Origin of the sequence: Acinetobacter sp. YH16053 (assembly GCF_013417035.1) — a bacterium.
Taxonomy (GTDB): domain Bacteria; phylum Pseudomonadota; class Gammaproteobacteria; order Pseudomonadales; family Moraxellaceae; genus Acinetobacter; species Acinetobacter towneri.
Genome location: NZ_VPEP01000005.1, coordinates 18700 through 36856 on the forward strand (window position 1 = coordinate 18700; position 18157 = coordinate 36856).

The 18157-nt window shown below is 40.1% G+C and carries 16 protein-coding genes; 8 read left to right on the forward strand and 8 right to left on the reverse strand.

Annotated features, from left to right (window positions below; translation table 11 throughout):
* Position 1 precedes the first annotated feature (1 nt).
* The 3 genes from FTV43_RS05995 to FTV43_RS06005 form a co-directional block, all read right to left on the reverse strand.
* On the reverse strand, positions 2 to 1288 hold the full coding sequence (locus tag FTV43_RS05995; RefSeq protein WP_179995111.1) for a serine hydrolase: 1287 nt from the start codon (positions 1286 to 1288) through the stop codon (positions 2 to 4).
* Positions 1289 to 1377: 89 nt separating this feature from the next.
* A complete protein-coding gene (locus tag FTV43_RS06000) occupies positions 1378 to 2232 on the reverse strand; it encodes a MaoC/PaaZ C-terminal domain-containing protein (protein WP_179988634.1) in 855 nt (284 codons plus the stop codon).
* A gap of 142 nt (positions 2233 to 2374) precedes the next feature.
* On the reverse strand, positions 2375 to 3766 hold the full coding sequence (locus FTV43_RS06005; protein WP_179989514.1) for a 3-oxoacyl-ACP reductase: 1392 nt from the start codon (positions 3764 to 3766) through the stop codon (positions 2375 to 2377).
* A gap of 239 nt (positions 3767 to 4005) precedes the next feature.
* Here FTV43_RS06005 and FTV43_RS06010 point away from each other — a divergent pair, with 239 nt between their 5' ends.
* Positions 4006 to 5517, forward strand: coding sequence for an acetyl-CoA C-acetyltransferase (locus tag FTV43_RS06010; RefSeq protein WP_179995112.1), 1512 nt, complete (start codon positions 4006 to 4008; stop codon positions 5515 to 5517).
* A gap of 109 nt (positions 5518 to 5626) precedes the next feature.
* Here the strand turns inward: FTV43_RS06010 and aceI are convergent, their stop codons facing one another.
* Positions 5627 to 6058 carry a chlorhexidine efflux PACE transporter AceI gene (gene aceI / locus FTV43_RS06015; protein ID WP_179995172.1) on the reverse strand — a complete coding sequence of 144 codons (432 nt, stop codon included), beginning with the start codon at positions 6056 to 6058 and terminating at the stop codon, positions 5627 to 5629.
* Positions 6059 to 6165: 107 nt separating this feature from the next.
* On the opposite strand from aceI, the gene FTV43_RS06020 reads away from it, so the two are divergent.
* The 4 genes from FTV43_RS06020 (at position 6166) to FTV43_RS06035 (ending at position 10152) form a co-directional block, all read left to right on the forward strand.
* A complete protein-coding gene (locus FTV43_RS06020; RefSeq protein ID WP_179990793.1) occupies positions 6166 to 7056 on the forward strand; it encodes a LysR family transcriptional regulator in 891 nt (296 codons plus the stop codon).
* A gap of 89 nt (positions 7057 to 7145) precedes the next feature.
* A complete protein-coding gene (gene tal / locus FTV43_RS06025) occupies positions 7146 to 8132 on the forward strand; it encodes a transaldolase (protein WP_136144603.1) in 987 nt (328 codons plus the stop codon).
* A gap of 98 nt (positions 8133 to 8230) precedes the next feature.
* Positions 8231 to 8893 (forward strand): leucine efflux protein LeuE, encoded by a 663-nt coding sequence (leuE, locus tag FTV43_RS06030; RefSeq protein WP_179995113.1) that lies wholly within the window; start codon positions 8231 to 8233, stop codon positions 8891 to 8893.
* An 83-nt stretch (positions 8894 to 8976) separates the two neighbouring features.
* Positions 8977 to 10152 carry a benzoate/H(+) symporter BenE family transporter gene (locus tag FTV43_RS06035; protein WP_104852107.1) on the forward strand — a complete coding sequence of 392 codons (1176 nt, stop codon included), beginning with the start codon at positions 8977 to 8979 and terminating at the stop codon, positions 10150 to 10152.
* A gap of 47 nt (positions 10153 to 10199) precedes the next feature.
* Here FTV43_RS06035 and FTV43_RS06040 read toward each other — a convergent pair whose 3' ends face one another.
* Positions 10200 to 11186 (reverse strand): alpha/beta hydrolase, encoded by a 987-nt coding sequence (locus tag FTV43_RS06040; protein ID WP_179995173.1) that lies wholly within the window; start codon positions 11184 to 11186, stop codon positions 10200 to 10202.
* A gap of 293 nt (positions 11187 to 11479) precedes the next feature.
* Between FTV43_RS06040 and FTV43_RS06045 the strand changes: the two genes are divergently transcribed.
* Positions 11480 to 11929 (forward strand): universal stress protein, encoded by a 450-nt coding sequence (locus FTV43_RS06045; RefSeq protein WP_179995114.1) that lies wholly within the window; start codon positions 11480 to 11482, stop codon positions 11927 to 11929.
* A 50-nt stretch (positions 11930 to 11979) separates the two neighbouring features.
* Complete coding sequence (locus FTV43_RS06050; protein ID WP_004973247.1) at positions 11980 to 12426, forward strand: universal stress protein; 447 nt, start codon at positions 11980 to 11982, stop codon at positions 12424 to 12426.
* 159 nt (positions 12427 to 12585) lie between these two features.
* Here the strand turns inward: FTV43_RS06050 and FTV43_RS06055 are convergent, their stop codons facing one another.
* Positions 12586 to 12813, reverse strand: coding sequence for a hypothetical protein (locus FTV43_RS06055; RefSeq protein ID WP_019837226.1), 228 nt, complete (start codon positions 12811 to 12813; stop codon positions 12586 to 12588).
* Between the two features lie 480 nt (positions 12814 to 13293).
* Positions 13294 to 14646, reverse strand: coding sequence for a glutathione-disulfide reductase (gene gorA / locus FTV43_RS06060; protein WP_179995115.1), 1353 nt, complete (start codon positions 14644 to 14646; stop codon positions 13294 to 13296).
* 245 nt (positions 14647 to 14891) lie between these two features.
* Between gorA and FTV43_RS06065 the strand changes: the two genes are divergently transcribed.
* Positions 14892 to 15230: a hypothetical protein gene (locus tag FTV43_RS06065; RefSeq protein ID WP_179995116.1), complete on the forward strand. Its 339-nt coding sequence runs from the start codon at positions 14892 to 14894 to the stop codon at positions 15228 to 15230.
* A 78-nt stretch (positions 15231 to 15308) separates the two neighbouring features.
* Here FTV43_RS06065 and pepN read toward each other — a convergent pair whose 3' ends face one another.
* The gene (gene pepN / locus FTV43_RS06070; protein ID WP_179995117.1) at positions 15309 to 17918 is read right to left on the reverse strand and encodes an aminopeptidase N; all 2610 of its coding nucleotides are present in this window, start codon (positions 17916 to 17918) and stop codon (positions 15309 to 15311) included.
* Between the last annotated feature and the right edge of the window lie 239 nt (positions 17919 to 18157).

The following is an 18157-nucleotide window of genomic DNA, read 5'->3' on the forward strand; positions in this document are numbered from 1 at the left end:
CCTAAAACCAGCCTTTACGCCCTTGCAATTGCCGATCTGCACAGCGAATGGCTTCCTGACTCAGTCCCCAAAGTCGATAATCACCAATTAAAGAACCTGCAGCAAAATTATGGGTATAGGCAAAACTGAGTTGACGGTCAGGATCACACCACGCGCCTGAACCATTAAAACCCATGTGTCCAAAACCGTGAGAGCGCTTACCCAAACTTAATACACGGTGATAGCCTAATCGCCAATGCATCGGGATAGGCATAACTCGATCACGCTGCACATATTGCACTTGGCTTAATTGCTGAAAAACTTCAGGCTGAACCAATTGCTGACCCTGCCATGATCCACCCTGCGCCAACATGGCATAAATACGTGCCAAACTTTGGGCAGTAAATACACCATTGGCAGCAGGAATCACAGCTTGCAAACCAGTATCACTAAAAAAACTAAAATTTTTCATGCCTTTGGGAATCATGCCATCCTGAAAGTCTTGCGGATTTTGCCCACTCCATGCAATGACTTTATCGAATATTGATACAGGACGTTTGCTCGATTTAGCTTGGTTTTGAACTTTAGCTGTCTGTTTATTTGTGGGTGATGAATCTGTTTGCACTGATGTCACAGCAGTTTTAAATGGTCGTGCGACACGCGAAAGCTCAGATGCAGGCACACCAAAATAAGCCCCATCCAAAGCCAAAGGTTCAACCAAGTATTGCTGCATCAGTTCAGCCAATGTTCGACCTGTAGCTTTTTCTAAAATCCCACCGACCAGCCAACCAAAAGTTAAAGGTTGATATGCCGCCTCACTTGCCACATCAAAACGAGGCTTGGCTTGAGCCAGCACATTCAGCATGTGCGACCAATCTGCCATTTCAGTCGCATCGGCTATGATATTACGTATGTCATATAAACCACTTTGATGGCTTAGTATGTGCTTTAAAGTCATCGTTGCTTTGCCATTTTGGGCGAATTCAGGCCAGTATATATAAATGGGAGTATCGTAATCGACCAGTCCTTGACTGACCAAAATATGTGCCAGTGTCGCTAATACACCTTTGCCTGTGGAATAACATACCGATAACGTATCGGCTTGCCAGTCTTCATCTGGCGACTTTTTACCTGTGTAAATATCGACGACTTTCTGACCTTGAAAGTACACCGCTAAAGCAGCTCCGCCCTGTTGGCTACGTGCATTTTGCAAACGGCTAAATTGCATCGCTAAATCATGAAACTCAGGTGCAACCCATCCACGATAATTTTCAGTTTCAGCAAAAATATAATCCTTTAAATGTTGCATCGTCCTGTCTATCTCGTTTTTATTATTAATAAAAAGCTAGCGCAAATAAAAAGCCTAAATCCAAAGGATTTAGGCTTTCGATCACTGAATTAAAGCGCGGTGACAACACCTGTCACGTGCGGTTTTTGGTTTTTACTGTTTCGAATTAAAAAGTCTGTATTTTTAGCGTCCGTTGCAGTTAAAAACTCAACTTTAGATGGCAAATACATAGGTAACTTAAACCAGACATCGGCTTCATAGGCATCTGGCAAAGTCAAACTCGATAAGGCTTTGGCTTTGCTCCACATGCCGTGCGCAATCGCTTGTTTAAAGCCAAATGCTTTTGCAGTAATCGCGTGGATATGAATTAAGTTAAAATCGCCAGACGTTAAGGCATAACGGCGACCCGTATTTTCAGAAATATCCCATTCAGCTTGAACGGCATAGTTTGGCGCTTTGCTTTCTGCAGATTTTGCAGCTGCTTTAGTGGTGGTTTTTTGACGTGCTAAATACGTGGTTAAACCTTCAATCACCACCTCATTGCCTACTTTAACAGTGGTAATAAAATCAAATTGTACGCCTTTATCATGTGGTTGCAATTCACCAAATTTACATGACAAGGTCAGTTGTTCATTCAATCCAACTTTACGGCTTTGTTTAACTTGATTACGAATATGTACCAAGCCCAAAATTGCAAATGGAAATGCTTCTTGGGTCATCATGTGCATTTGCAGACTTTGTGACAATACAGCCAAATAAATTGCAGGAATATAGCCGTTATTTTTAAAACCTGTCACTGCATTATAGGCTTTTAAGTGCTTTTGATCGACCTTGAATGAATCCACCACATATTCAACTTGCGGCAGAACTTTTTCACCTTTTGGCTTTTTAAAAATTAAGCCCTGAATCACTTTTGGATAGGCTAAATAGGGTTTTGGAAGTTGACTAAAATGGCGAGTATTCATACTGAACCTTTGAGAAGTTTTTCTAATTTATTTAATGGAGTTCTTTCTCCCGCTGGGAGAAAGCTAGAGAGAAGGGTTAATAATCTATCCCCTTATCTCCCTCTCCTAAATCCTCTCCCCAAGGGAGAGAACTTTGAAGGTGTTAAGCCCCTAACAAGCTTTGACCACAAACACGTACCACGTTACCATTAATACCTGTCGATGCCGATGAAGCAAAGTAAGCAATGGTTTCTGCAACGTCTACAGGTAAACCACCTTGACTCATAGAGTTCATACGGCGACCTGCTTCACGAATGGCAAAAGGAATTGCAGCAGTCATTTGCGTTTCAATAAAGCCCGGTGCAACCGCATTAATGGTGATGCCGTTGTTTAAAACAGGTGCGGTGAATTTCACGACACCAATCACGCCAGCTTTAGATGCTGCATAGTTGGTTTGACCCAAGTTGCCTGCAATACCTGAAATTGAAGATACGCAAACAATACGACCATTGGCATTTAAACCATCATTTTCCAATAAGTAATCGTTCACACGCTCAATTGCAGACAAGTTGATGTTAATGACTAAATCCCAAAGCTCTGGTTTCATATTTGCCAAAGTTTTGTCACGGGTAATCCCCGCATTATGCACAATAATATCCAAACCACCTTGCGCAGCGGCAGCTGTTTTAATTTGCTCGCCTGCATCTGCAGCAGTAATGTCAATTGCTAGTGTTGAACCACCGATTTCAGCGGCAACACGGTCTAAATCTGCTTGTTGTTGTGGAACGTCTAGGCAAATAACGTGTGCACCATCACGTGCCAACACATGCGCAATCGCTTCACCAATACCACGGCTTGCACCTGTCACCACTGCAGTTTTACCTGCCAATGGTTTTGCCCAATCTACATCTACAGTTGCAGCACTCGACACACGAATCACCTGACCTGACACATAAGCAGAACGTGGTGAAATTGCAAAACGTAACGTAGATTCTAAGTTTGCTGCAGCACCTTGATCGACATAAATTAAGTTAGCCGCAATGCCTTTTTTAAATTCTTTGCCTACCGATTTTACAAAACCTTCCAAAGCGCGTTGTGCAATGGCTTTTTTCACACTGCCTGCAGTTTCTGGTGTAGTACCAATCACCACCACGCGACCAGAAGCCTGAATTTGACGTGCGATTGGGTTAAAGAAATCATAAAGCGCTTTTAATTGTTCTGAGTTTTCAATACCTGAAGCATCAAACACCACCACTTTAAATTTAGATTCTTTATCGCCCGAATTGAACGCACCTAAATTTAAACCTACTTTTGCCGCAGCTTGTTGCAATTCTGCATTGTTGCCTGCATAACTATTGGCATGTACATTGGCTAAAACCTGTGCAATTTCAGCAGATAAATCACTTGCAGGCGCTGCACCTAAAAGTACTGCACCTTTTACCACAGGCGTTGCAGACTCGAAACGATCTAAAAAAGTTGGGGATGGTAAACCCAAATTTTTAATGACAAATTTACCAATAGGAGATTTTGCAAATGTTTGGTATTGATCAGTCATGATTATTATCTCTCATAAATTCATTTTTTGATGGATTACACGATATCTTTTAACATCAATATGATGCCAAATGCCCACATTTCAATAGCGTTACCCGTTTGTGCTAAATCATACTTGAGTTAATTATCAGATGTCTTGACCTGAATGCATTCTGCAATGTCATTGTAGTCAATTCAGCTGTCATACTATTGTGCTAATGTACGCATCAAGTAGACCCTTAACATGCTTGGAAAAGCCTTATGAGCAAAACAACTCAAGAAAATCCAGCAGTGGAAAATTCTGCAACGGATTCTGTGTCAAATACATCAACTGCTAAACGTACAAGCAAAAGTAGCAACACTGCAACCCGTTCCAACACGAGTACGACAAAAACTACACGTACCCGCACGACTAGCCGTGCTAAAACAACTGCTTCAACGCAAACAAAAGCACCATCTAATACCAATACCTCTGTTCAACAGGATAAAATTATGAGCCAAAACACTGTTCGCCGCGTTGCTATTATCGGTGGTAACCGTATTCCATTCGCACGTTCTAATGGCGCTTACTTTACTGCATCTAATACAGATATGTTTACAGCAGCATTAAATGGTCTTGTTGAACGATTCAACTTACAAGGTCAGCATTTGGGTGAAGTTGTTGCAGGTGCAGTGCTCAAACACAGCCGTGACTTTAACATGACTCGTGAGTGCGTACTCAATACTGCCCTTGCTCCTGAAACACCTGCTTACGATATACAACAAGCATGTGGTACTGGCTTGCAGGCTGCTTTTTTAGTTGCGAATAAAATTGCACTGGGTCAAATCGAGGTTGGTGTTGCAGGCGGTGTAGATACGACTTCTGACGCGCCAATCGCATTTGGCGATGGTTTGCGTAAAGCATTGCTTGAATTGAACATTGCAAAAACAGGTAAAGACCGCTTAAAAGCATTAACCAAAATCAACATTAAAGATTTAATGGATGCGCCACGTAACGGTGAACCACGCACAGGTTTATCAATGGGCGACCACCAAGCCATTACTACGTTGGAATGGGGCATCTCTCGTGAAGCGCAGGATGAGTTAGCAGCTTCATCTCACCAAAAAATGGCAGCTGCCTATGACGAAGGTTTCTTTGATGATCTCATCACGCCATTCTTAGGTTTAGAACGTGACAATAACTTACGTGCAGATTCTACTGTAGAAAAACTAGCGAAGTTAAAACCTGCTTTTGGTAAAGGCGACGCGCGCACTATGACGGCGGGTAACTCGACTCCACTAACCGATGGTGCATCTTGCGTATTACTTGCCTCTGAAGAATGGGCAAAAGCCAATGGTCACGAAGTCTTGGCATATTTGACTTTCCAAGAAACTGCAGCAGTTGATTTTGTAGGCAAAAAAGAAGGTTTGTTGATGGCACCTGCGTACGCTGTTCCACGTATGCTTGAACGTGCTGGTTTAACATTACAAGACTTCGACTATTACGAAATTCACGAAGCATTTGCTTCACAAGTCTTGTCGACCTTAAAAGCATGGGAAGATCCGAACTTCTGTAAAGAGCGTTTAGGTTTAGATGCACCTTTAGGATCAATTGATCGTAGCAAGCTGAACGTCAAAGGTTCATCTTTGGCAGCAGGTCACCCATTTGCAGCAACAGGCGGACGTATTATTGCCACTGCGGCGAAACTTCTGAATCAAAAAGGTTCAGGTCGCGTATTGGTGTCAATCTGTGCAGCAGGCGGTCAAGGTGTAACAGCCATTATTGAAAAATAATTCTGCCTAGTTCTAATTTAGATAGCAATAAAAGCCACTTGATTCGCTCAGGTGGCTTTTTTATAGCGCTTAATTTATAGCAGCTCACTTTTAATTAGCCACTAGCGTTTTATCTGACTGAATGTTGCGGAGCATAACCCAATTTCGCTTCGATATGGTCATAACAATATTGAAAAATAAAGGTATAGAGCAAAATACTGAGCGTCATCAGCAAATCAATCAAAATTGCCTGCATTATTGATTTTTCTAAGGCATATGCCACCATTGGAATAGTAGCGAGCATTAAGCCACCTTCAAAACCAATTGCATGTAAAATACGTATTTTAAAAGTTCTGTGTAATTGGTGCTTTGCTTCAAACTTTTCAAAATAATGATTAAACAACATATTCCACAGCACCGATGTCACTGCCATTGCAATACCTAGACCACCTGTCACTTGCATTGGCATTTCAAACATATAACTTAATACCAAGGCAATAATGACCAATAAAATCACTTCATAACTCAGGGCATGTACCCATCTTCTTTTGGAAATCAACATCTGCTTACTCAAATACTTATCCTTCCCCGCTTATTTTATTTTCATTTAATTGACCAATCGAGTTAGAATCCATCAATAATATTGAAAGATAAAAGCCAACCTCTGTCATGAATATCAATCAAGATCAGCTGATTATTTTTATCACCGTCATGGAAACGGGTTCTTTTTCTGCAGCTGCACGTCAATTGGGCAAAGTGCCTTCGGCAATTAGTATGTCAATTGCCAATTTAGAAATTGATTTAGACTTAAAACTGTTTGAACGGGTTGGGCGTGAACCTCTGCCTACCCCACAAGCACAGAGTCTTTACGAAAAAAGTAAACAACTGCTCATAGAAATGAAGCAATGGAAACAACATGCTTTTGCGCTCAGTTCTGGGCTGGAAGCACACTTAAATATTGTGGTGGTGTCTGAATTACTACACACTCGCTGGACAGATTATATTGTGTTACTAGAACAGCAATTTCCTGAATTGCAGATCAATATTTTCTCTGCGCCACAAGAAGATGCACTGCATTTACTCATGACTCAAGCAGCGGACTTGGCCTTTATGTTTGAACGCGAACAATTACAAAGCAGTGAACAATTTGTGGAATTAAAACGTGAAATTTTAGTGCCTGTCGCTGCCCGACATTCACCGCTGGCTGAATCTGATCAAGTCAGTTTTGAACAGATTTTACAAAATCGGCAAATTGTAGTGGCGAGCCGTGATCGGCAGATTAAACCCGAGTTGTTATTTTCTAAGCACTATTGGCGTACCGATAATCATCATTCTGCCTGCAGTATGATTAAGCAGGGTTTAGGCTGGGGTGTCTTGCCCTTGGAAATGCTGAATGAACATCCTGAACTACAACACGAATTAAAAATTTTACAGCTGCTAGATTTCACCCCAAAATTTGAATATTTTGTCGATTTGGTCTGGAGCCGAGAACATCAATTGGGCGCTGCTGCTCATTTTTTGATTAATCACGTCCGAAATCTGAGAAAAACTGGTAAATAATCCACAAACCCTCTTACTTGGTACTTGGGTTAAAAGCTGTTTGTGATATAACTGAATGTATAAGCAATAACCTAAGAACTAGATCTCGAATGACACAGACAGCCTTAAATCAACTAAAAAACTTAACCACCATTGTTGCAGATAGTAGTGACTTGGCTGCGATTGAAAAGTTTCGTCCTTTGGATGCGACCACCAACCCATCACTCATTACGGCGGCTGCAAATCAACCTGAAAATAAAGCGTTGATTGAAGCTGCATTTGAGCAAGCCAAAGCTGAAGGTTATACAAATGATCTATTGGTTGAGCGCAGCATTGATATTTTAACGGTCAAATTTGGTGTAGAAATTTTAAAGCTGATTGAAGGTCGTGTTTCGACTGAGGTGGATGCCTCTTTGTCTTATGACACTGATGCGACCATTGCCAAAGCCAAAGAACTTTTAGCGCTGTACCAAGCTTATGGTGTTCATTCAGACCGCATTTTGATTAAGATTGCTTCTACATGGGAAGGCATTCAAGCAGCTAAAGTGTTGGAAGCTGAAGGTATTCACACCAATTTAACCTTGTTGTTTGGTTTGCATCAGGCACATGCTTGTGCAGATGCCAAAGTGACGTTAATTTCACCATTTGTGGGTCGTATTTTAGATTGGTATAAAAAAGCTGAAAATGTCATGTACTACCCTATAGAGAAAGATCCGGGTGTACTTTCGGTGAAGAAAATTTATCAATTCTATAAACAGCATCAAGTACAAACTGAAATTATGGGCGCGAGTTTCCGTAGTATTGATCAGGTTTTGGCTTTAGCTGGTTGTGATTTATTGACCGTTGCACCAAATTTATTGGCAGAACTTGAAGCTGATGAACGAGAAGTCGCTGCAGCGTTATCGACCAATGGCATTCAAGTTCAAGCTGAACCACTGGCAGCAATTGAAAAGGAACAATTCAAAGCGCAACTTGAGGCAGATTTGATGGCGTTCCAATTGTTACAAGGCGGCATTGATGGCTTTATTAAAGCGCGTGAGCAACTTGCCACCCTATTACGCCAGTCTTTCGGCTTAGATGCAGAGATTAAAGCTTAAGCTTTAACCTATCCCAGTAAAATTCCAAAATTTTTACTAAGCCACAAAACCGATGTTGTTATACTGCAACATCGGTTTTTTATTGGGATAAGTTGGCAGTGTTTGGTATTACAGACCTCAGCACATTCATCATAGGCACGACATTAATTGTGCTTTTACCTGGCCCAAACTCTTTGTATGTGATGTCTGTGGCTTCACGCTTTGGGATACGCACAGGCTATGCAGCTGCTTTCGGTGTATTTACGGGTGATCTGATTTTAATTGTGTGCACCATTTTAGGGGCAGCCTCATTACTGCATGCTTTTCCATGGCTATTCACCTTATTAAAAGTAGTTGGTGCGCTCTACTTAGGCTATTTAGGTATTAAACTACTGATTGCAGCCTATAAAACATGGTTTCCACAAACCAGAACTTCGCACGCCAATCTTTCTACAACAGCAACGAGCAATACAACTGAACGGGTTCATCCCTACCGAACTGCTTTAATGATTAGCGTTATTAACCCAAAAGCAATTTTGTTTTATTTGTCTTTTTTTGTGCAATTCGTCAATCCTGATTACACCTACCCGATGCTGAGCTTTGCTGTTTTAGCCATCGTCCTACAAATCATTAGCATGGGTTATTTATCTATCTTGATTTTTTCAGGAGTCAAATTAGCCAGTTATTTCAATCAACGCTATAAAATTGCAGCCATTTGCGTTGCAAGCATTGGTATTTTGTTCTGCGGTTTTGGCTTTAGACTGGCAAGCTCAACGCTATAAAAAAAGTATAAAAAACACTTTTGACTATTTGTTCAAATGTGTATGATCTGTTCATAAATTATAGAAAATATGTCTAAGAAAGCATGCAAAAACTTTTAAATGACTTCTCTGTGCCTGCAGTATTTGCAGGTTTTATTACCTTCTTGGTCGGTATTAGTGTTTCCGCGGTTTTAGTCATTCAGGCAGCACAAATTTTAGGCGCAAGTGCTGAGCAAATCAGCTCTTGGTTTTGGGCGTTGGGTTTAGGTATTGGTCTAAGCGGGCTGATTTTATCTTGGAAATTTAAATATCCTGTGGCGACCTCATGGTCTACCGCAGGCTTGGCACTGATTATCGCCACGGGCAGCGGTTATAGCTTACACGAAGCAATTGGCGCATTTTTATTTTGTGGCGTACTCACAGCAGTGCTTGGCTTTTTAGGTATTTTTGAAAAGGTACTGACTTATATTCCACAAAGCTTAACCAGCGCCATGTTGGCAGGTGTGCTGCTTAAATTTGGGATTGCCCTATTTACCAGTCTGCAAGAAGCATGGGCATTTATTTTGTCTTTATTGGCGGCTTATGTATTGGCAAAACGATTTAGCCCACGTTATAGCATTGTTTTAACTGTATTGATTGGTGTCGCGTTATGCCCAATCTTCTTACAATTTCAAATGCCGAGTGTGCAATCGAGTATTGCACAACCAGTTTGGATGCAACCTGAATTAAGTTGGTCTGCTATTTTAGGTTTAGCCCTGCCTTTGTTTGTCATTAATATGGCATCGCAATATTTGCCCGGTCTTGCCATGATCAAAAGCTATGGCTTTAACCCGAATGTACGTCACTTAATTGGTTGGACAGGCACAGCACAAGCGATTTTCGCGCCATTTGGATGTTTTAGTGTCAATATCGCATCCATCAGTGCTGCGATTAGCTTAGATGATCAATCGCATCCCGATGCCAGTAAACGCTATATTGCGGGAATTAGCTGCGGTTTGTTTTATATCTTGATGGGGATCTTTGCTGCAACGCTCACCAGTTTGTTGATGTCATTCCCAGCTGTTTTTATTACTGCTTTGGCAGGAATTGCACTGCTTGGCACTATTGGACACAACATCGCCCTCGCCTTTCAGCACGTTGCAGAGCGTGAAGCCGCTTTATTGACCTTTTTATTTAGTGCTTCTGGGGTGCAGTTTTTTGGTATTGGTTCTGCATTTTGGGGACTGATTTTTGGTTGTGTGGTTTTGGCAGTTTTAAAGTTTAAACAAAGCAAAAGCTAAATAACTTAAGCAGTTAAAAAACACTTTTTCTGAAGCATCGTATTGATTTATTGTATGCGCGATACATTAGGGTCTGCTGTGCTTCGGATAAATTCTACTGTTTTAGCAAAAGTTTGCTGGCTTTCTTTTTGGTGCATAAAAAATTGATATTCGTGAATTAACCATGCTTTTGTATCTGGATAAAATGCTGTCGTCACAGGAATCTGCTGTTGCTGTAAAGCATGCAGCATCGGCATAGATTGAGTTTCTGTTAAAAAGTCTTTGTTACCACCACTGATAAATACCGCAGGATAGTTTGCCTTTAAATGTTGAATAGGCGAAATATTCTTCAGAAATTCACTGTCCTGCTTCCGATCTCCCGTATAAGCCTGCACCAAATTATAAACACCCCACTCTACTATATTCATTTCATCAGGTGCGGTTTCTACAAACGCTTTTAGATCATAAATCCCGCAATGCAAAATCAGCCCTTTGAGTTGTTTGTGCTGAATAGTCGGCTGTAAATTAGACTGCTGTGCAAACGCTGGATTACTCAATAATGCGGCATAATGGCTCGCTAAATTCGCCCCTGCAGAATCACCTGCCAAATATAATTGTTGTGGATTAAGCTGATACTTTTCTGCATGTTGCGTGATGTAATTTAAACCCTGATCAATTTGTTGCAACTGAGTAGGATAAGTTGCATGCGGGGCGAATTGATATTGTACTGCAATTACATTAAAGCCCTGCGCGGCTAATAATTTAAAATAGCCACGTGCATGTGCTTTTGAGCCCGCAATCCAGCCACCACCATGAATCCAGACAATTGTCGGGCGTGCGGCTAAATCTTGCAATTGACTGTTTTGATACAAGTCAAAACTCAAATTAGGCTGCGTTGCATACACAATATCATGTTGCACTTGTATGTTTTTGGGTGCATAGCGATCCATGATTTTCTGCTGCAAGCCTGTGGTGAGATTAAATGCACCAGCAATGATTCGACTGTTCTGCTGCGTGGTTTGACAAGCACTTAACAATATAAAACACAGCAACATCCAAAATAATTTCAAACCACAATTCCCTCAAGATTCATAGGCACAATTCAAACCCAAGTTATTCAAAACATTTGGGGCTGTTTATTTTGCAAATTTAGCAGCTTATTTTATCGTATAGCCTTGCCGTTGAATTGAGCAATTTCATCATCTTCAGCTTATCTTTTATTTCAGCAAATTTGGCGGGTAATTAAATGAATTATCAATCTTTTTTCAGATTTTAAATTGAACCTGTATAGACTATATGCTATCAATAAAGTGTAAGGCGAATAATCATAATTTCTGGAGTTACCCGAATGTCGTACCAAAATATTTTAGTCCCTGTAGATGGTTCACAAATTTCTTTTTCAGCGGTCAAACATGCAGCTGAAATTGCCAAAGTATTTAACAGCAAACTCACCTTAATTAGCCTTGTTGCGGAAGACCCATTTACTGATTCTGACTTTTACTATAATTATTCATCTGCCATTATGAAAGAATACTTTGTGCAAGCGACAGCCAATGCACAAAAGGCATTAAAAGAAGCAGATGAAATTGCGAAAGCAGTGGGTGTAAATGCAGAAACTCGCGTGGTTGAGGGTTTGGTATCTGCTGAAGGTGTAATCAAAACTGCGAAAGACTTAAATGCCGATGTGATTGTGATGGGTTCACATGGTCGTAAAGGTTTCCAAAAATTATTATTGGGTAGCTTTGCCACAGACGTATTACGTCATGCAGAATTACCTGTGCTTGTAGTGAAAGCTTAATCACAAATTTAAACCATATTTTCATCATAAATTTTAAATAAGGATTTGCCATGACCACTTATAAACACTTACTTGTTCCAGTAGATGAGTCACCTATGTCTTATGCTGCAGCCGAACAAGCACTTTCATTGGCAAAAGATCTAAATTGCCCTGTTACTATTATGAGTGTAATTGCAGTTGATCCTTTTGTAGGCGTAGACTTCTACAAAGTTGCACCAGCAATTACCGATTATTTCATGCAGGCTGAACAAAATGCACAAAATCGTTTGGCTGAAATTCAGCAATCCTTTAGCCGTGAAGGTATTTCGGTAGATACCAAAATTATCCGCGGTGTTGCAGCCTCTGAAGGGATTGTACAAATCGCCAATGAAATTGGTGCTGACCTGATTATTATGGGTTCGCATGGCCGTACTGGCGTGAAAAAGATGATGCTCGGTAGCGTTGCTCAAAACGTACTGACTCAGTCCCCTGTTCCTGTTTTGATTGTTAAGGTTTAATTCAATACTGACTGTGCTCTGTCACAGTAAAAGACAAAATAAAAAAATCCCGTTCGCCAATGAACGGGATTTTTCTGGATAAAACTTTTAAAAGCTTTTCTAAATTACATATTATGCAATCCAGTTTAGCTAGGTTGAATATTCATTTCAGACCAAAACTTAATTAACCCGATGCGGTAAACGGAACATTTCATGCGTATCGGTATAAAAACTGCGACCATCTAAATTCAGTTCAATTTCCTGACCACATTCCAACAACACATGTTTTCCGACTTCGACCCATTTAAAACCATCACGGGTATTTTGCTTTTTCTTTGATGCCACCAAAGACACCATAATTTCGCGACCATTCACTGCTTTCGCAAGCATTGTTTGCATTTTTTTCAATATTTACACCAATTCATTTATAACTTACAAATCAAGCTCAAATTAAAATTTTGAGCATAGTTTTTAATACAACAACATTCATCACACTTAATTTGCAGTGCATAGAAAATAAATGCAGCACAGCATGATGATGAATAACTACGAGAGAATAGAGATATTTTTATTGTACAAGTTATATTATAACATAGATTTAAAGTCTTTGCAGCATGGACTACAAAGTTGTAAAGATAAACTTAATAAAACAAAAATTTCTTAATCAAACCTTAATCATTTTCGTGAGATAATCTACCCCAAACACAATGGATGGTGTTTGATCGCACAAGCTCACTTCGGTGGGTTTTCTTATTAGGCTAACTAAATAACGATAACAAACTTTATCTTTCTGACGTTTATCTTCTGATCTTTATCTACAAACTTCAAAAATAAAAACGAGTATGGATTTTTTAACCCATACTCTTTGTGAGCGACCACGCTATTCTATTAACGCATGGTCACAAATTCTTCTGCAGCAGTTGGATGAATTGCAACAGTATTGTCAAAATCCTGCTTGGTCGCACCCATTTTGACCGCGACTGCAAAACCTTGCAAAATTTCATCCATGCCATAACCAATACCATGCACGCCCACGACTTTCTGTTCATCACCAACGCAGACCAATTTCATTTTAGACGCTTGACGATGCTGAGTTACAGCTGTGTACATTGAGGTAAAAGAAGATTGGTAAACTTTAACCTGATCTTGCCCAAACTGTTCAATGGCTTGTGCTTCGCTTAATCCCACCGTACCAATAGGCGGATGACTAAAGACCACTGTGGCAACATTTTGATAATCTAAATATTCATTTGGTTTATTGTTGAATAAGCGCTCAGACAATTTGCGTCCTGCTGCAACAGCAACGGGTGTCAGCTCAATTTTTCCAATAATATCGCCCACCGCATAAATACCCGCTTGGCTAGTATTTTGGAATTGATCTACTGCGATATATCCTTTTTCATCAATCTGCACATTTGCAGCAGCCAAGTTCAATGCTTGTGTATTTGGTTTACGTCCAACTGCCCAAATCAGACAATCGACCTCATGCTGTGAACCATCTTCAAGATGTAATAACAAAGACTGATCCGCTTGGCGAGTGACTTTCTTTGGAATGGCTTGCGTATGCACTTGGATATGTTCATCACGCATACATTCAAGTAATGTTTCACCTAAAAATTGATCTAAACTACGCAGCGGCAATTGTTTACGAATAAACAATCCAACTTCTGAACCCAACCCATTTAAAACACCTGCTAACTCTACGGCAATATAACCCGAACCGACAATTGCCGTGCGTTTTGGTAATTGTTGCAATTCAAAGAAACCGTTTGAATCAATTCCTAGCTCTGCCCCTTCAATATCTGGACGTGTTGGCTCAGTTCCTGTGGCTATTAAAATGTGATCTGCAGTGTATTGCTGCTGATTTACTTCAATTGTTTTTTCATTTACAAAACGAGCAAAGCCCTGAATCACATCAACATTGTTTTTAGCTAAACCTGATTGATACGATGCATGGATACGCTGAATATAAGCTTGACGATTTTGAATTAACGTATTCCAATCATGCGATTTTAATTCAGTATTAAAACCATAATCTGGGCCGTATTTTTGAATAGCATCGGCGATTTGCGCAGAATACCACATCACTTTTTTAGGCACACACCCCACATTGACACAAGTCCCGCCCAAATCTGCAACTTCAATTAATGCACATTTTTTACCATATTGCGCCGCGCGATTGGCCGAAGCAATACCACCACTTCCTGCCCCAATTACCAAATAGTCATAATGTTTAGCCATTTCATGCCTCAATTTTTCGTGATTTTTTAGATACTCATCTGCAGAAATTCAGCGCAGAAAAACATTCATTTTCATCAAAACTAACACATAAAACTGCATTTCCCAAGTCAGCCATATTGTCTAAATACACAAAATCGACACACTGTCATTCAATTGATTTCACTGCCAATAAAACTGACTATTCACTTAAATTTTACGCTTTTAAGGCTATAATATAAATTTGATTTTTTATCATTGGGGTCAATGTGAAGCAGTGGGTTTACGTTCTGATATGTAGCTTTATCACTTTCGGCTGTTCCCCATCCCAACCGTCAGATCAAGCCCCAAGCATGTTTGATGAACTCGATCTCATCAATACCAAAATGAATGAAAACTTGCTTCGCGATTTAGATAACTATTCTGCAGATGAGCGCAAACATATTATTTGTGAAGAATATACGCAGATTTACAAACATGAATATATGCCAATTGTACTTAAAAATTCTAAACCTGAAGATCGGCAATATAACGAGAAAAAATTACTTGCTGAATTAAATGAAACTTACACCAACTATAAAAATGAATATCAAATTCGCTGTGACTAAGCTAGATTATTTTTAATGTATTCCAGCCACAAAAAAGCCATTTCAACGAATTGATGAAATGGCTTTTAGTTTTTTAACTTAAACCTCTAACATACTATTTAGGGTTTCAACCACGTTTTTAGATTTCACCACAGACTGCAAATTTAGCAACGCTGCTTGCACTTGGTTACGTTGTGGCTCTGCCAAAGTGTACCAACGCGACAACACCTGCAATAAACGCGAACCTACAATTGGGTTTTTCTCATCTAAATACTTGGCTAAGTCAATAAAATGCTGAACACCAAAACTCCATGTATTCACAGGGTTGCTATTTAAACCACCACTGACTGAACGAATACGGTTAGGTGTACCCAAATCATAATCAGGATGTGCAGTTAAAGCCTGAATGGTTTCAGCTGTCGCTTTTGGATGTGAAGCTTGAACCATAAACCATTGATCAAGTGCTAAAGCTTCATCTTTAAAACGTGTATAAAAATCTTCCAAAGCAGCTTTGGCTTGCGGTGCATCATTCCACACCAAGACACGCAATGCCCCTAAACGCTCAGACATATTTCGAGTTGTTTGGTATTGCTGCTTTGCCAGCTCAAACGCTTCGGCATCGCCCTGACGTGCCATTAACGCCAACATGATATTCTTTAAAGCACGTACACCCATTGCCTGAGAGAAATCTTGCTGCATGTCTGGATCAAGGCTTAAATAGGTTTCTTTGCAGAATGCACCAAGTTCGCGCGCCAATGTATCTAACAGCGCATTGCGTTGTTGCTGAATTTTTTCAGGTTGATAATTTTGATCAATACGGCTGCCCAAATAGCCTTCAGAAGGTACATCAAAAATACGTGATGCCAACAAAGGATCTTTTTCAATTAAAGCAGGTACTGTATTTTTCATGGCTTGCAAATAAGTATCTGCTGCATGTTCTTCCAATAAAATACGTTCCAATAGAGTCTGAGTCGCCTGCCACTGGTTAAAGCCATTGGTTTCGTGCTGCATTAAAAATGCCAATTCATCATTAGAATAGTTAAATTCTAAATTCACAGGTGCAGAAAAATTACGCAATAAAGAAACAACGGGATGCGCAGTTATACCGCTAAATTCAATACTTGCTTGTGCCTGATCAAACAAATACACACCATCTTTTACTGAGTTTTCAACCAAAGCTTCAGACTGCAAAATATATTGCTCGCCTGTTTCTGCATTGAACAATGCCAATGCAACAGGAATAGGCAATGCTTTTAAGTTTGGATATTTGGCATTGCTTTTCAGACTTTGTTTTAAATTTAAACGATAAACCTGCGCAGCCGCATCGTATTCGCCCTGCACTTCAAGCTTTGGTGTGCCTGGTTGATTGTACCAAGTCAGGAAATTAGATAAATCGACACCTGAACCTGCGCTTAAAGCATTGACCCAATCTTCAACCGTGACTACTTGTCCATCATGACGACGGAAATATTCATCACTACCTTTACGGAATTTTTCTTTACCGAGTAAAGTCGACATCATGCGGTTAATTTCCGCACCTTTTTCATAGACTGTTGCGGTATAGAAGTTATTAATTTCTACAAAATGATCTGGACGTGGCGGGTGCGATAACGGGCCAGAATCTTCGGGGAATTGATGTGCTTTGAGCACCGCCACATCATCAATACGCTGTACTGCGGCAGACTGTAAATCTTCAGAGAAAGATTGGTCACGGAACACCGTTAAACCTTCTTTTAAACACAACTGGAACCAATCGCGGCAAGTAATACGGTTACCTGTCCAGTTATGAAAATATTCATGCGCAATCACGGACTGTACGCGCATAATTGCGGCATCTGTGGTGTATTCTTCATCGGCCAATACACATGACGTATTGAAAATATTCAGACCTTTATTTTCCATTGCGCCCATATTGAAGGCACTGGTCGCCACAATCATATAATTATCTAAATCATACGGCAGACCATAGTGTTCTTCATCCCAACGCATCGAATGTTTTAACGCTTGCATAGCAATTTTGCATTTTGGAATGTCTTTTTCTTCTGCATAAATTTCCAGTGCAACATTACGCCCTTCAGATGTCACATAATGGTCTTTCATGACTGCCAAATCGCCAATCACACAAGCAAATAAATAGCTTGGCTTTTTGGTCGGGTCTTGCCAAATCGCATAATGACGACCTTCGCCTGCTTCACCTGTTTCTAACAAGTTGCCGTTTGCCAATAACACAGGATATTTTTTATCGGCTTCAACACGTGTGGTAAATACCGACAATACGTCTGGGCGGTCAGGATAGAAGGTAATTTTACGGAAACCTTCAGGCTCGTTTTGGGTAACAAATAAATCAGAACTTGCCTGATATAAGCCTTCAAGTTGCGTATTGCTTTCAGGATGAATGATCACGATGGTTTCTAACGTGACTTGATCAGGTGCATTTGCAATGCGAAGCTGCTCACTATCTAATTGATAGTCACTTTCCGATAATTCCGTGCCATTCAAAATAATAGATTTCAATTTTAAATCACGGCCCAATAACACCAAATCGCCTGCAGTCTGACGCTGCATTTTCAATGTTGCACCCACTTGGGTGTAATCTGCATAGACTTGAATATCTAGCTCTACAGCATCTACCAAGAATGAAGGTTTTTGATAGTCTTTTAAATAGATAGTTTGGCTGGCTTCAACCATAGGATTTGCTGCAATATTCATCTTGTCCTCATTCTTTGTGGCGATGCGCTTGTTTTTGTAAAGTTGCAATGATCATACGACAACTTTCAACATCTGTCTGCGCACAATCTATTTCAGTCTTGTTCAACAATGCTGATTTATATGGGCGCTCAACCCAAGCTTTTCAATCCTATCTGGATTAATCCTTTACAAGTAACATAAAAGCAGACTGTTTAAATCAATACCTGTATTGCTATTACGCGTAAATTTAATATTTTGAT

Excerpts from the sequence above, each read along its gene's own strand:
- FTV43_RS06005 (WP_179989514.1), bottom strand. The coding sequence starts at position 3,766 with ATGACTGATCAATACCAAACATTTGCAAAATCTCCTATTGGTAAATTT.
- aceI (WP_179995172.1), bottom strand. The coding sequence starts at position 6,058 with ATGTTGATTTCCAAAAGAAGATGGGTACATGCCCTGAGTTATGAAGTG.
- FTV43_RS06000 (WP_179988634.1), bottom strand. The coding sequence starts at position 2,232 with ATGAATACTCGCCATTTTAGTCAACTTCCAAAACCCTATTTAGCCTAT.
- FTV43_RS05995 (WP_179995111.1), bottom strand. The coding sequence starts at position 1,288 with ATGCAACATTTAAAGGATTATATTTTTGCTGAAACTGAAAATTATCGT.
- FTV43_RS06040 (WP_179995173.1), bottom strand. The coding sequence starts at position 11,186 with ATGTTGCTGTGTTTTATATTGTTAAGTGCTTGTCAAACCACGCAGCAG.
- FTV43_RS06035 (WP_104852107.1), top strand. The coding sequence starts at position 8,977 with ATGCAAAAACTTTTAAATGACTTCTCTGTGCCTGCAGTATTTGCAGGT.
- FTV43_RS06050 (WP_004973247.1), top strand. The coding sequence starts at position 11,980 with ATGACCACTTATAAACACTTACTTGTTCCAGTAGATGAGTCACCTATG.
- FTV43_RS06020 (WP_179990793.1), top strand. The coding sequence starts at position 6,166 with ATGAATATCAATCAAGATCAGCTGATTATTTTTATCACCGTCATGGAA.
- tal (WP_136144603.1), top strand. The coding sequence starts at position 7,146 with ATGACACAGACAGCCTTAAATCAACTAAAAAACTTAACCACCATTGTT.
- gorA (WP_179995115.1), bottom strand. The coding sequence starts at position 14,646 with ATGGCTAAACATTATGACTATTTGGTAATTGGGGCAGGAAGTGGTGGT.
- pepN (WP_179995117.1), bottom strand. The coding sequence starts at position 17,918 with ATGAATATTGCAGCAAATCCTATGGTTGAAGCCAGCCAAACTATCTAT.
- FTV43_RS06010 (WP_179995112.1), top strand. The coding sequence starts at position 4,006 with ATGAGCAAAACAACTCAAGAAAATCCAGCAGTGGAAAATTCTGCAACG.
- FTV43_RS06045 (WP_179995114.1), top strand. The coding sequence starts at position 11,480 with ATGTCGTACCAAAATATTTTAGTCCCTGTAGATGGTTCACAAATTTCT.